Raw genomic sequence first — 13,065 nt, forward strand, 5'->3', positions numbered from 1 at the left:
CCTGGCACCGATAGAGTATCGGTACCAGGCCGTAGCGTAGTTCTAAGCTTTTTTCTTTTTTACTGTCTACTTGACAGGGTGCAGTTCAATCAGTGTCCCGCTTTTATGATTATGTCAGTCCAGGCCGTGAAGCCGGGGCTGACATACAGATTTATTCTCCTGTTACTTCACCAACGATCAGGGCTGGCGCATGTCCTTCCTCTGATACGATGATGCTTTCATACAATTTTTCTTTAACGCGCTCAACTTCGGTCAAATCATTCGCATAAATCGTTACAAGTGATTCTCCCTTTTCAACAGAGTCGCCAACTTTTTTATTCAGCATTAAGCCGACTGCAAGATCAATTTCACTTTCTTTTGTTGCGCGGCCAGCCCCAAGCCACATTGCTGCTGTTCCGACACTATCCGCAACAATCCGGCTGACCTTACCGCCTTCTTTTGCCTCTAGTTCAATTTTATGCTCAGCCTGAGGGAGTCTTGATGGATCATCAACGACGGATGCATCTCCACCCTGTCCCGCAAGAAATGCTTTGAAACGGTTAAGTGCTTCACCATTTTTAATGACTTCTTCAAGCTTTGTTCTTGCCTCTTCAAGACTTCCTGCTTTACCGGCAAGGTAAACCATGTAGCTGCCGAGTACTAAACATAACTCCGTTAAATCCTCTGGACCTTCACCTTTCAACGTATCGATGGCTTCTTTTACTTCTAGCGCATTTCCAATCGCTAAACCGAGCGGCTGGCTCATATCCGAAATTACAGCCATCGTTTTACGGCCAACATTGTTTCCGATCCGTACCATGGCTTCAGCAAGTTCACGTGCCTGCGCTTCGTCTTTCATAAATGCTCCCGCACCTGTTTTTACATCAAGTACGATGGCATCCGCACCGGCCGCAATCTTTTTGCTCATAATAGAGGAAGCGATGAGCGGGATGCTGTTCACCGTTGCTGTAACATCACGAAGTGCATAAAGCTTTTTATCAGCAGGTGTCAGGTTCCCACTTTGTCCGATCACAGCAAGCTTCTCTTCATTGACTAGACGGGTGAATTCTTCACTTGAAAGCTCCACATGGAACCCGGGAACCGCTTCCAGTTTATCAATCGTTCCACCTGTATGACCAAGACCGCGTCCGCTCATTTTTGCAACCGGAACGCCAACTGCCGCAACAAGAGGTCCAAGAATTAAAGTAGTCGTGTCACCAACTCCCCCTGTTGAGTGCTTATCGACCTTGACGCCTTCAATCGCTGAAAGATCAATCTGATCACCTGATTCAACCATAGCCATTGTCAGGTCTGCACGTTCCTGCTGGGACATCCCTTCAAAATAAATCGCCATTAAAAGAGCGCTGACCTGATAATCAGGAATCGTTTCATTTGTATAACCTTCAATCACAAAGTTGATTTCTGCCTGTGATAATTCGCCGCCATTACGTTTTTTCTCAATGATATCGACCATTCTCATTGTCGTTTCCCCGTTTCTTTTTAATATAGTGTGGCAATTGATTCAGGACTAATACCGGGAACCTGTTTACATGCTGTTGTTCATCGAAACGGGTTCCCGGATTCTGTGCCTATTAAATTAAGTCCTTTAAGAAACTTCTACCGAACTTAGGTGCTTTTACGTTAAAGTTTTCTGCAACCGTTGCACCGATATCAGCAAACGTTTCGCGAAGCTCAAGCTGACCTGCTTCCTTTAATTTTGGAGAATACACAAGAAGCGGCACATATTCACGGGTGTGATCCGTTCCGTGATGGACAGGATCATTTCCGTGGTCTGCTGTAATAATCAGCAGGTCATCCTCTGTCATTTTTTCAAACACTTCCGTCAGACGCTGATCATATGCTTCAAGCGCTTCACCATATCCTTTAGGGTCTCGGCGGTGACCAAACAGCGCATCAAAGTCAACAAGGTTCAAAAAGCTTAAACCTGTAAAATCACGGTCGAACGTCTGGATAAACTTATCCATTCCATCCATGTTGTCATTTGTGCGAAGAGAATCTGTCACTCCCTCACCATTGTAAATATCAGAGATCTTCCCGATTGCTACAACATCATAGCCGCTATCCTTTAATTCATTCATGACAGTGCGCTCAAACGGTTTTAAAGCATAGTCATGGCGATTAGATGTACGCTTGAATGAACCCGGTTCTCCAATAAATGGACGGGCAATGATACGGCCAACCAGATATTTTTCGTCCAGCGTCAGCTCTCTTGCGATTTCACAAATACGGTACTGCTCTTCAATCGGAATAATATCCTCATGCGCAGCAATCTGCAAAACAGGGTCAGCTGACGTATAGACGATCAGCGCACCGGTTTTCATGTGCTCTTCTCCTAATTCGTCAAGAATAGCTGTTCCGCTTGCAGGCTTATTCCCAATCACTTTTCTGCCCGTTTTCTCTTCAAGCTGATCAATCAGCTCCTGCGGGAATCCTTCAGGGTACACTTTAAACGGTTTATCAATGTTAAGCCCCATGATCTCCCAGTGACCTGTCATCGTATCCTTACCAACAGAAGCCTCCTGCATTTTTGTGTAGTAAGCCATCGGGGAAACCGCTTTCTCAATTCCCTTAATCTCTTCGATATTTGAAAGTCCCAGCTTACCCATATTTGGCATATTCAGACCATTCATATGGTCAGCAATATGACCAAGTGTGTGCGCCCCTTTATCATTAAAATCAGCTGCGTCCGGTGCTTCACCAATACCCACCGAATCCATTACGATCAGGTGGACGCGTTTAAATGTTGACATCCGTCTTCCTCCTTTAATCTGCATGTTTCTATCATAACTGCATCCTGTTCAGTCTGACAAGATATTCGTCTGAAGTCTGACAACTAATTTCACCCGTGATCAGGCTCTCGGGTGAAACTGCGAATAAACCTCGCGAATCCGTTTCGTTGATACGTGTGTGTAAATCTGAGTAGTGGAAATATCTGCATGTCCAAGCATTTCCTGAACCGCTCTCAAATCCGCCCCGTTCTCAAGTAAATGTGTGGCAAATGAATGCCTTAACGTATGAGGGGTGAGCTCTTTTTCAATTCTTGCTTTTGAAGCCAGTGACTTCAGGATTTTCCAGAAACCCTGTCTGCTTAAACGATTCCCGTGATGATTGAGAAACAGAGCGCTCTCCCGGCCTTTTTTCATCTGATTTCTCGTCTGGTTCAAATACGTATTCAGGACGTCTGCAGCCGTTTTTCCTATGGGAATAATTCTTTCTTTATTTCCCTTTCCCCTGCACCTGATAAACCCCATTTCGAGATTCACATCATCTGCATTCAATCCGATCAGCTCACTGACGCGCATGCCTGTTCCATATAAAACCTCAAGCATGGCTTTGTCACGCCAGCCGTTCTTTTTAGAAAGATCCGGTGCATTCAGCAATTCCTCCACTTCCTCCAGATTCAAAACCTTCGGAAGCGTCTTTTCTGCTTTTGGTGTCTCCAGGTGCTCAGTAGGGTCTTCCTGACAGCGCCGGTCCCGCATTAAGAAATGATGGAAAGACCTGATTGAAGACGTATGACGGGCGATGGTCCTTGAAGATTTTCCTTTTGTTTTTAACAGGTGAAAAAACTGAAGGATATGTACCCGCTTAATATCACAAACATCAGACAGCTGCTCAACTTTTATTAAGTATTCAATATAGCTTTTCAAATCCCGTTCATAGGATTGAACCGTATTTTTAGACAACCCTTTTTCCACAACCATAAACTGAATAAAATCCTGCAGGTGATCCTTCATCGCATATCCCCCTTACCTTACCATTGTATTATGGAAGCCCGGTAAAGTCATCTTTCGTATTCAAAATGTAAAAGAGGCTTCGTTTGTTATTTTATAAAACTTAATTAATTACCCTAACAAGTTGGAATTAAGCTGACACTATCATCATTTCATTCTCAAAAATGATTACTTGAAAACTTACAAAAGGGCCTGGGGCATCCGTAGACTCCTACGGCAGAGAAGCGACAGGTGAGCCAGCTGTGCTGCGCACATCTGGCTCACCGCGCGACCTTAGAAAAGCTGAGACGACTCGTCCAGCCCCGACAAGCATAAGTCGAAGATGAAAAGAGGGCTGACCTTCGCCCTCGTCCATCTTTGACTTATGACTCGAGGGGCTAGTCGCCGCAGCTAGACACAAACGGAAGGTGGAATACGGCCCGGTTTTATTATTAATCAAAATAAAAAACGAGACATATCAATGAATGTCCCGTTTGTTCTTCAATTATCCCTCATCCGTTCCATCATGGCATCTGTGACAAATACCGTGAAACGTAAGACGGTGATCTTTAATTTTAAAATTCCAGTCGCGTTCAACAATTTCTTCCACATCTTCTAGAAGGTCATCCTGTATTTCATCTACCGTTCCGCACTCAAGACAGATCAGGTGGTGATGAAAATGGGCTGCTCCCTCTTTCCGAAGATCATAGCGCGAGACACCGTCACCAAAGTTGATTTTATCCACTACTTTTAATTCAGATAAAAGTTCAAGTGTCCGGTAGACAGTAGCCAGTCCAATTTCAGGCGCTTTTTCCTTCACTAGTAAATAAACGTCCTCTGCACTAAGGTGGTCTGCTTCATTTTCAAGCAGAACCCTTACTGTCGCTTCGCGCTGAGGGGTCAGCTTATAGCTGGCTGAATGCAGCTGTTTTTTAATTCTTTCAATCCTGTTTTCCACTATGTACCCCTCCCTCGCATTATCAGTTCTCATTATAACAAACCAACTGCTAAATGCAAACGATAATCATTTTAATTTAAGGAGGATATTTACTATTAATTAATAATTATTATTATGTAATAAACCATTTAGCCCATTGAACCGGAACAACCAGCTCTACTGCAGCACCAGCAGCTGCGATAATCAGAACGAATAACAGGATAGAACAGTAAGTAAGACCTGTTTTGCGGAAAGCCGGGCCAAATGACTGCCGCGTTAACACGCTTCTCCACAGTTGAAAAGTCAGGATAGTAGCCTGGCTGCATACGATCAGATAGACCGGAATAAGCAGCAGGTTCTGCGGCAACAGAAGACCTGCTGCATGCCATACTCCTTCCCATCCGCTCTGATACACAAGAAAACCTGCAGCAAAACCGAACAGACAGCCTTTTATGTACAGTAAAAACCATGCAGCCGGGATTCCGATCAGCGTCAGCCCTGACAGCCACATAAAAAATAAAATGACCAGATCTGCCAGCATATATGATTTAATCGTTTCGATTTGAGCGGTCAGTGTACCTTCAGGCCAAATCAGATTCAGACTGTCTATTGTCACATTGTGTGATGAGAAGTCATTGACCAGAATGGCTCCGGTCACTGTTCCACCTGCCAGCAGGAGTAAACTGAACAGGTAAAATGAAAGATGGCTTTGTAAATACCGGTGTAATTGACGTGCTGCGGGTCCTTTCACGTATGATGCCTCCTTTTATTTTGCATTTCTCCATTGTATGCAAATAAAAGGAGTTCATGAATGTAATCAGCTTTGCTGAAGTCTCAGGTGCAGGACGGCATAAGCGGTTTTGGCATCAAAAATGCGTTGTGTTTTTACACATTCCTCTGCCTCTTCAAGCGTCAGTTCAATAAGCTCAACGAATTCATCCTCATCCGTTGCGCTGGCATTTTCGATTTTATAAAGATCTTCAGCAACAAAAACGTGAACCAGTTCATCAGCAAAGCCCGGTGACGTATAAAAAGAAATAAGCGGCTTCAACTCCCGGCAGCCATAGCCTGTTTCCTCCTCCAGTTCACGGACAGCCGTAATATGAGGCTCTTCCCCCGGCTCAAGTTTTCCAGCCGGTATTTCAAGAATGGAACGCTCAAGTGCTTTGCGGTACTGTTCCACCATGATGATTTTCCCCTCATCGGTGACAGCAATGACGCAGACAGCACCGGGGTGTTTAATGATTTCACGTTTAGACGTTTTGCCATTCGGCAGTTCAACCTCTTCAATTTGGAGGTTAATGATTTTCCCTTCATACAGAACTTCTTTAGAAATCGTTTTTTCTTCGAATTTTTTCATCATAATCACTCCTCAACTGATATTGTATCAGCCTTTCTTATGCAAAGACACGATAAAGCAGACTGTTTGAATATAAGACATTTTGAGAATACACTAACTATATGAAGGAGGAGATGTACGATGATTAAAAGAATTATCGGTTCATCATCGCTTGAAGGGACATTGCTCGGACTTGGCTGCATGTCTATCGGGACTGATAAAAAGAAGGCAGAGGAGATCCTGTTAACGGCATTTGATCAGGGTATTAATTATTTCGATACTGCAGATCTGTATGATTACGGCCAAAATGAGGAACTGGTTGGTGAAGTGCTAAAGCAGGTCAGAAACGAGGTTTTGATTGCAACCAAGGTTGGCAATAAACCAAACCCGGCAAGAGACGGCTGGTCCTGGGACCCTTCAAAGCAATACATAAAAGAGCAGGTTAAAAACAGCCTCAAGCGCATGCAAACCGACTACATTGATTTATATCAGCTTCACGGCGGCACGCTCGATGACCCGATTGATGAAACCATTGAAGCGTTTGAAGAACTGAAAGCAGAGGGACTAATCCGCGAATACGGTTTTTCCTCCATCCGCCCGAATGTCATTAATGAGTATGCGCCGCGCTCATCGGCGGTATCCAATATGATGCAGTACAGCCTGCTCGACCGCAGACCTGAGGAACAGGCATTCCCGATCCTTGAGAATAACGGCGTCTCTGTCATTACGCGCGGACCGCTTGCAAAGGGATTATTGTCTGCTCAGTTTAAAAAGAAGCTTGACCAGGCTAAAGACGGTTTTTTGAATTATGACCAACAGGAGCTTACCGAGCTGCTTCATGCTCTGCAGGATAAGTTTGAAAACCGTTCACTTGAGGAATTAGCAATACAGTTTAATGCCTCACAAAAAGTCGTCTCCACCATTATTGCCGGTGCAAGTTCAAAGGAACAGGTGCTTTCAAATGTGAAAGCCATGGAGTCCCCTGCGTTGTCAGATGAAGAAATTGCCCTTTTAAAACAGCTGACCAAAGACAACGGATACAGCGAACACCGCTTATAAATCACGATACAAAAAAGGACCGCCTGCAGCGTTATGACAGGCGGTCCTTTTTGTATCAGCTTTTGTAATCCTTCCAGTTCATCCTGCTTTCATCAAGCAGTTCTTCAAAGGATTTATTTTTCTCGCGCTCGATGCGTTCAGCTTCTTTTTGTCTGATCCGCTCCTGACGCGCTTTTTCTTCCGCTTCCACAGCATTTTTCTTCAGGTTTTGGAGTTTTTCAAGCATGTCCTGATTCAGTGAATCTTTCAGGCTTGGTTCCTTCTCCTGCTGTTTGTGATATTCTTTTCTCATTTGATTACCTCCGTTAGGCGGCGTGCTGAACGGATGTTAGAAGGCTCCTGTTTTAACGTGTTCAGGCACGTGAAGCTCGGCTTCAGTGGAAGACACAATCTCTTCTACTGTAAAACCTTCCGCCACTTCCGCAAGCACTAACCCCTTTTCTGTAACATCAATGACTGCACGCTCGGTAATAATCCGGTTGACAACCTTTTTACCGGTCAGAGAAAGTGAACATTCCTTCAAAATCTTAGGCTGCCCATCCCGGTTGACATGCTCCATAATGACAATAATCTTGCGGGCACCATGAACGAGATCCATCGCACCGCCCATTCCTTTGATCATCTTACCCGGGATCATCCAGTTTGCCAAGTCACCGGACTCCGATACTTCCATTCCGCCTAAAATGGCCACATCCACATGACCACCTCTGATCATGGCAAACGATTCGGCACTATCAAAGTAGGCAGCCCCTTTCACAGCCGTCACGGTTTCTTTTCCGGCGTTGATCAGGTCAGCATCGACTTCATCCTCTGTTGGATAACGTCCAATACCGAGCAGTCCGTTTTCCGATTGTAAAATGACCTGCTTATTTTCTGACAGATGATTGGCGACAAGGGTCGGCATCCCGATCCCGAGATTAACATAATCACCATCATTGATTTCTTTTTCCGCACGTTTGGCAATCGTTTCTCTAACCTTTTGTTTATCCATGTTGACACCTCTCCTCTTTATGCTGTCACCGTTCTTCTTTCAATGCGTTTCTCCTGATCAGCCTGGATCAGGTGCTGTACGTAAATGCTTGGCGTATGAATCTCATTTGGATCAAGATCCCCGATTTCAACAAGCTCTTCCACTTCAGCGATTGTTACTTTTCCTGCTGCTGCGATCATTGGATTGAAATTACGCGCCGTTTTGCGGTACACGAGATTTCCCATTTTATCGCCTTTCCAGGCACGTACTAGACTGACGTCCGCCTTCAGCGCCTGTTCAAGGACATATTCTTTTCCGTCAAATTCACGAACTTCTTTTCCTTCCGCTACCGGGGTTCCGACGCCTGCGGGAGTGTAAAAGGCAGGAATTCCGGCGCCGCCTGCACGGATGCGCTCTGCAAGCGTTCCCTGCGGCACAAGCTCCACCTCAAGTTCGCCCGATAACACCTGGCGCTCAAATTCCTTGTTTTCCCCGACATACGAGCCGATCATTTTTTTAATCTGACGGTCATGAAGAAGCAGTCCCAGGCCCCATTCATCGATGCCGCAGTTATTTGAAATCACGGTTAAATCTTTTACACCGCTGTCCATTAAAGCAAGAATGAGCTGCTCCGGGATCCCGCATAAACCAAAACCGCCTACCATCACGGTGTCGCCGTCTTTAATATGTGAAACAGCTTCAGCTGCATTAGAATAAATGGTTTTCATTACGCGTCACCCTCTCTTTCCACGACTGTAGCCACGCCCTGACCGCCTCCGATACAAAGTGTAGCCAGGCCGTAACGCGAACTTCTTTTTTGCATCTCATGAACGAGCGTTACAAAAATTCTTGTTCCGCTTGCTCCGATCGGATGCCCCAGTGCAATGGCACCACCATTCACATTCAGCTTTTCTTTGTTAAATGAAAGCTCGCGGTCCACAGCAAGGGACTGTGCGGCAAAGGCTTCGTTTGCTTCAATCAGATCCATATCATCAAGGTTTGTGTTTGATTTTTTCAGCGCTTTTTGTACAGCTTCTACAGGCCCGATTCCCATCACGCTTGGATCCACACCCGCACTCGCATTGCCTCTGATCGTCACAAGCGGCGTCAGGCCAAGCTCAAGTGCTTTCTCTTTTGACATCACCAATACAGCAGCTGCTCCATCATTGATTCCTGATGCATTCCCGGCTGTTACGTTGCCATCCTTTTTGAACGCGCCCCTTAACTTGCCGAGGGACTCAGCAGTTGTTCCTGCTCTTGGATACTCATCTGTTTTAAATACAAGTGGATCCCCTTTACGCTGCGGGATTACGACCGGTACGATTTCATCTTCAAAACGTCCGGCTTCAATTGCTGCTACCGCTTTTTGCTGACTGCCTGCAGCAAATGCGTCCTGTTCTTCACGCGTCAGGTTGTAGCGGTAGCATAAATTTTCAGCTGTCATCCCCATATGGTAATCATTAAAAGCACACCATAACCCGTCGCGGATCATACTGTCAGTCATTTTCTGATCACCCATTTTAAAACCATCACGTGCTCCTTCAAGCAAATATGGGGCACGGCTCATATTTTCCATTCCGCCTGCGACAATCACATCCGCATCTCCTGCGATAATTGCCTGTGATGCCAGGTGGATCGCTTTTAATCCTGATCCGCATACTTTGTTAATTGTCATGGCCGGCACTTCCTGCGGCAGTCCCGCCTCCATTGCGGCCTGCCTCGCAGGATTCTGCCCAAGCCCTGACTGCAGTACATTCCCCATAATGACTTCATCAATCATTTCAGGTGAGATACCTGCTTTATGTACGGCTTCTTTTATCACGACTGCACCAAGTGCCGTTGCACTTACCCCTTTCAGTGAACCGTTAAAGGCACCGATTGCTGTTCTTACTGCACTTACCACTACTGCTTCTCTTGTCATGAAAAAATCCTCCTTTGTTGTGTTCCACTTATTCCTTTTCTATGAAAACGCTTTAATTCCTTCTTTTTCGACTGGATTTTTTCTGGTACGCTTACGTTAGAACATGGAAAAATAATAAAGGGGATGGCTTTTGTGAATTTACCTGAAACTGCAACCATTATAGAAGTAGGACCGCGTGACGGTCTGCAGAACGAAGCAAACTTTGTACCGACAGAACAAAAAGTCGCTTTTATTCAATCGCTTTTCAACTCAGGCTTCCGTGAAATGGAAGTCACATCCTTTGTGTCACCGAAGTGGGTGCCGCAAATGAGCGATGCGGCAGAAGTGATGGAATATGTCAGCCATTATGATAAAACAATCGTGCTGACGCCGAATCAGCGTGGTGTGGAAGCTGCTCTGCAGGCAGGAGCAAAGTCGGTGGCTGTCTTTCTCGGCGTGAGTTCAACCTTCAATCAGAAGAATATAAACCGCACAACCGAAGAAGCACTTAAAGGACTGCATCCTGTCATTAAGGAGTTGAAAATGCAGGGGATTTTCGTCCGCGCCTGTATTTCAACTGCTTTCCACTGTCCTTATGAAGGTGCTGTAGATCCTGATGATACCCTCGCACTGTGCCAGGCGTTTTATGAGATGGGTGTGGATGAACTGAGCGTGGCAGATACGATTGGAAAAGCAACACCAAAAGAATCGTTTGCGCTTTTCTCAAAACTGAAAGAAGAGCTTCCCGGCATTTTATTAACCGCCCATTTCCATGATACGCGGAAGATGGCACTGGCGAATATTTATGCCGCCCTTCTTGCCGGAATCAACCGTTTCGATTCTTCTGCAGGCGGTCTTGGCGGCTGTCCGTTCGCTCCAGGTGCCAGTGGAAATGTCGCAACTGAAGATGTCGTGTATATGCTGCATGAGATGGGCATTGAAACAGGCATCAATCTGGATTCACTGGTAAAATCTATAGATATTATTAAACCTTATGTATCGAGGGAATTATCAAGCTGGTATTACCGGGAGCATCAAAAAGCGTAACCGAAAGAGGGAATCGCGATGAAAAGAAAAAAAACCGCAGCCGCCATTGCTTCTGCAGCGGCTGTTACTGTCAGCGGACTCGGGGTATATTTATCAAACCGGATTATGTACATGAAAATGAAGGAAGCGTCTGTCATTGAAGAACGGGAACGCTCTGCGGGTTTTTACGATGAGGCGGAATACAGTGCCCTGCCAAAGGAGGAAGTGACGATTCCTTCACCGGGCGGCTATGACCTGCAGGCTGTTTTTATTAAGCCACATCCCGGCGGCCCCTACGTGATTTTCTGTCACGGCGTCACGGAAAATAAAATGAATTCAATGAAGTATATGCAGCTGTTTTTATCAAAGGGTTATAATGCCGTGATTTATGATCACCGGCGTCATGGGGATTCGGGGGGTAAAACAACAAGCTACGGCTTTTATGAAAAAATTGACCTGAAGGCTGTGGTCAGTGCGCTGCTTGAGCGTGAGGGGGATCAGACGGTATTCGGTATTCACGGTGAATCAATGGGAGCCGTGACGACCCTTTTGTACGCAGGTACGGTTGAGGATCGCGCTGACTTTTATATTGCTGACTGTCCTTTTTCCGATCTCAGCGAACAGCTTGCCTATCTGATCGGTAAAAAGCAGCGTCCCGGACTCGCCTCAAGGCTAGCTGTAAAACTTGCCGATGCTTTTATCCTGCTGCGTGACCGATACACGATCCGTGATGTGTCGCCAAAGGAAGCTGTGCAGCATATAAAGAAGCCGGTATTATTTATCCATAGTAAAAATGATGGTTTTATCCCTTCCCACATGACTGAAACATTATATACGCTAAAAGAAGGGCCTAAAAACCTTTACCTGGCTGAAAACGGTGGTCATGCCCAGTCCTATACAGCTAACCGGGAAGAGTACAGCGCAAAAATCGATGAGTTTTTAAATGCATTCGTGCAAGTATCTCCTTAAGTCAGCATAAAGAAAAGCAGAGGCGGGCGTTTAGGGACGTACAAACTGGACTGGCCCAGGCGGAGATAAAGGAAACACGGTGAACGAAGTGAACCGATGTTGACTTATCGAACGAGAGGACGGGAAGTTTGCTAGTCCCTGCCCGCCGGAGCTAGACACAACGAAAAGCGCAGGTTCGCGTTTAGCGGCGTATGCGGTGGACTGAAGCGATTAAGATAAAGGAAACACAGCGAACGATAGTGAGCTGATGTTGACTTATCGAAATGAGCTGAGGGAAGCGCACTAGCCGCTGCGAACCGGAGCTAGACACAAAGAAAAGCAGAGGCGACTCGTCCAGCCCCGACAAGCATAAGGCGAAGATGGAAAGAGGGCTGACCTTTGCCCTCGTTCAGCTTTGACTTATGACCTCGAGGGGCTAGTCGCTGGAGCTAGACATAAATCAGCGGGCCCACACAGGTGGACCCGCTTATCTTCATTTTTGTTTTTTTAAGCTCATTCGTCCATTGATCGTCTGTCCGGGACTTTTCAGCTGAAACATGCCGGCAGAGTCCGAATAATCAATCGTCAGTTCTTTATCATAAAAAACTTCTTTGGATTTTTCGATTAACACCGGGCGGCCGTTGGTTTCGATCAGCTGATCCCCTTCTTCAGGCTCTTCCACATGCCACAGGATCGGCACCCCGTTCATGACACAGCCTGTTCCTTCTGTATCATATTTCAGCTTTAAAAAGCCTTCTTTCGGGAGTTTTTCAGTTATTTTTTCTGACGCGGGTCCGGTTATCGTAATTTTCATCTGTATCGCCTCCACTTTAAAGTATAGCACGCTCCTTTTTCTTTTCCCCGGATCTTGCTTTTTAAGACCTGTTCGAGTAGGATCAGAAACGTACATACGAAGGAGGGGTTTATACATTGGAAAAAGTTCAGATTAAAGTGATGGACAATGGATCGTTAAAGGTCACAGGTGATGTGGAGCTTATTGATATGGATGGTAATCCATTTCCCGTCAAACCGGTCTTTTCACTGTGCCGCTGTGGATTATCGCAAAAGATGCCTTTTTGTGATGCATCCCATAAAGGAAAGTTTGATTCCTGCGTGAGAGCTGAAACCGTACTTGAGGAGAAATAATGAAAGCAGAGCAGCAAAAACTTGCTG

Annotated in this window: 15 protein-coding genes; 4 read left to right on the top strand and 11 right to left on the bottom strand. The window is 45.7% G+C overall.

The window, feature by feature from the left end:
• Positions 1-151 precede the first annotated feature (151 nt).
• The 6 genes from E2491_RS15440 to E2491_RS15465 all read right to left on the bottom strand — a co-directional run bounded on the left by E2491_RS15440 (position 152) and on the right by E2491_RS15465 (position 6,010).
• A complete protein-coding gene (locus tag E2491_RS15440; RefSeq protein ID WP_134376531.1) occupies positions 152-1,459 on the bottom strand; it encodes a pyrimidine-nucleoside phosphorylase in 1,308 nt (435 codons plus the stop codon).
• A 112-nt stretch (positions 1,460-1,571) separates the two neighbouring features.
• Positions 1,572-2,750: a phosphopentomutase gene (gene deoB, locus E2491_RS15445; RefSeq protein ID WP_134376532.1), complete on the bottom strand. Its 1,179-nt coding sequence runs from the start codon at positions 2,748-2,750 to the stop codon at positions 1,572-1,574.
• A 99-nt stretch (positions 2,751-2,849) separates the two neighbouring features.
• The gene (gene xerD / locus E2491_RS15450; protein WP_134376533.1) at positions 2,850-3,737 is read right to left on the bottom strand and encodes a site-specific tyrosine recombinase XerD; all 888 of its coding nucleotides are present in this window, start codon (positions 3,735-3,737) and stop codon (positions 2,850-2,852) included.
• Between the two features lie 481 nt (positions 3,738-4,218).
• The gene (gene fur / locus E2491_RS15455; RefSeq protein WP_134376534.1) at positions 4,219-4,671 is read right to left on the bottom strand and encodes a ferric iron uptake transcriptional regulator; all 453 of its coding nucleotides are present in this window, start codon (positions 4,669-4,671) and stop codon (positions 4,219-4,221) included.
• Positions 4,672-4,783: 112 nt separating this feature from the next.
• Complete coding sequence (spoIIM, locus tag E2491_RS15460) at positions 4,784-5,401, bottom strand: stage II sporulation protein M (protein ID WP_134376535.1); 618 nt, start codon at positions 5,399-5,401, stop codon at positions 4,784-4,786.
• 66 nt (positions 5,402-5,467) lie between these two features.
• Positions 5,468-6,010 carry an NUDIX hydrolase gene (locus tag E2491_RS15465; RefSeq protein WP_134376856.1) on the bottom strand — a complete coding sequence of 181 codons (543 nt, stop codon included), beginning with the start codon at positions 6,008-6,010 and terminating at the stop codon, positions 5,468-5,470.
• Positions 6,011-6,130: 120 nt separating this feature from the next.
• Here E2491_RS15465 and E2491_RS15470 point away from each other — a divergent pair, with 120 nt between their 5' ends.
• Positions 6,131-7,048, top strand: a complete 918-nt coding sequence (locus tag E2491_RS15470; RefSeq protein WP_134376536.1) for an aldo/keto reductase — start codon at positions 6,131-6,133, stop codon at positions 7,046-7,048.
• A gap of 55 nt (positions 7,049-7,103) precedes the next feature.
• On the opposite strand, the gene E2491_RS15475 is transcribed toward E2491_RS15470, so the two are convergent.
• From E2491_RS15475 to E2491_RS15490, 4 genes are read right to left on the bottom strand one after another with little or no spacing between them, the layout of a single operon-like run.
• A complete protein-coding gene (locus E2491_RS15475; RefSeq protein WP_134376537.1) occupies positions 7,104-7,340 on the bottom strand; it encodes a YqkE family protein in 237 nt (78 codons plus the stop codon).
• A 36-nt stretch (positions 7,341-7,376) separates the two neighbouring features.
• Positions 7,377-8,039, bottom strand: a complete 663-nt coding sequence (locus E2491_RS15480; protein ID WP_134376538.1) for a CoA transferase subunit B — start codon at positions 8,037-8,039, stop codon at positions 7,377-7,379.
• A gap of 17 nt (positions 8,040-8,056) precedes the next feature.
• Entirely contained in the window at positions 8,057-8,746 is a 690-nt protein-coding gene (locus E2491_RS15485; protein ID WP_134376539.1) for a CoA transferase subunit A, read from the bottom strand.
• Positions 8,746-9,939 (bottom strand): acetyl-CoA C-acetyltransferase, encoded by a 1,194-nt coding sequence (locus E2491_RS15490; protein ID WP_134376540.1) that lies wholly within the window; start codon positions 9,937-9,939, stop codon positions 8,746-8,748. The genes E2491_RS15485 and E2491_RS15490 overlap by 1 nt, the downstream gene beginning before the upstream one ends.
• Positions 9,940-10,071: 132 nt before the next feature.
• Between E2491_RS15490 and E2491_RS15495 the strand changes: the two genes are divergently transcribed.
• Positions 10,072-10,965 (top strand): hydroxymethylglutaryl-CoA lyase, encoded by an 894-nt coding sequence (locus E2491_RS15495; protein ID WP_244093979.1) that lies wholly within the window; start codon positions 10,072-10,074, stop codon positions 10,963-10,965.
• 18 nt (positions 10,966-10,983) lie between these two features.
• Complete coding sequence (locus E2491_RS15500; protein ID WP_134376542.1) at positions 10,984-11,913, top strand: alpha/beta hydrolase; 930 nt, start codon at positions 10,984-10,986, stop codon at positions 11,911-11,913.
• 472 nt (positions 11,914-12,385) lie between these two features.
• Here the strand turns inward: E2491_RS15500 and E2491_RS15505 are convergent, their stop codons facing one another.
• Positions 12,386-12,706, bottom strand: coding sequence for an iron-sulfur cluster biosynthesis family protein (locus tag E2491_RS15505; RefSeq protein ID WP_134376543.1), 321 nt, complete (start codon positions 12,704-12,706; stop codon positions 12,386-12,388).
• 140 nt (positions 12,707-12,846) lie between these two features.
• On the opposite strand from E2491_RS15505, the gene E2491_RS15510 reads away from it, so the two are divergent.
• On the top strand, positions 12,847-13,038 hold the full coding sequence (locus tag E2491_RS15510) for a CDGSH iron-sulfur domain-containing protein (protein WP_208528093.1): 192 nt from the start codon (positions 12,847-12,849) through the stop codon (positions 13,036-13,038).
• Positions 13,039-13,065 lie beyond the last annotated feature (27 nt).

The organism is Jeotgalibacillus sp. R-1-5s-1 (genome assembly GCF_004405105.1).
Taxonomy (GTDB): domain Bacteria; phylum Bacillota; class Bacilli; order Bacillales; family Jeotgalibacillaceae; genus Jeotgalibacillus.

Coding starts and splice junctions, on each gene's coding strand:
- E2491_RS15510 (WP_208528093.1), top strand. CDS start 12,847: ATGGACAATGGATCGTTAAAGGTCACAGGTGATGTGGAGCTTATTGAT.
- E2491_RS15475 (WP_134376537.1), bottom strand. CDS start 7,340: ATGAGAAAAGAATATCACAAACAGCAGGAGAAGGAACCAAGCCTGAAA.
- E2491_RS15470 (WP_134376536.1), top strand. CDS start 6,131: ATGATTAAAAGAATTATCGGTTCATCATCGCTTGAAGGGACATTGCTC.
- E2491_RS15500 (WP_134376542.1), top strand. CDS start 10,984: ATGAAAAGAAAAAAAACCGCAGCCGCCATTGCTTCTGCAGCGGCTGTT.
- xerD (WP_134376533.1), bottom strand. CDS start 3,737: ATGAAGGATCACCTGCAGGATTTTATTCAGTTTATGGTTGTGGAAAAA.
- E2491_RS15440 (WP_134376531.1), bottom strand. CDS start 1,459: ATGAGAATGGTCGATATCATTGAGAAAAAACGTAATGGCGGCGAATTA.
- E2491_RS15480 (WP_134376538.1), bottom strand. CDS start 8,039: ATGGATAAACAAAAGGTTAGAGAAACGATTGCCAAACGTGCGGAAAAA.
- E2491_RS15485 (WP_134376539.1), bottom strand. CDS start 8,746: ATGAAAACCATTTATTCTAATGCAGCTGAAGCTGTTTCACATATTAAA.
- E2491_RS15505 (WP_134376543.1), bottom strand. CDS start 12,706: ATGAAAATTACGATAACCGGACCCGCGTCAGAAAAAATAACTGAAAAA.
- E2491_RS15490 (WP_134376540.1), bottom strand. CDS start 9,939: ATGACAAGAGAAGCAGTAGTGGTAAGTGCAGTAAGAACAGCAATCGGT.
- E2491_RS15465 (WP_134376856.1), bottom strand. CDS start 6,010: ATGAAAAAATTCGAAGAAAAAACGATTTCTAAAGAAGTTCTGTATGAA.
- deoB (WP_134376532.1), bottom strand. CDS start 2,750: ATGTCAACATTTAAACGCGTCCACCTGATCGTAATGGATTCGGTGGGT.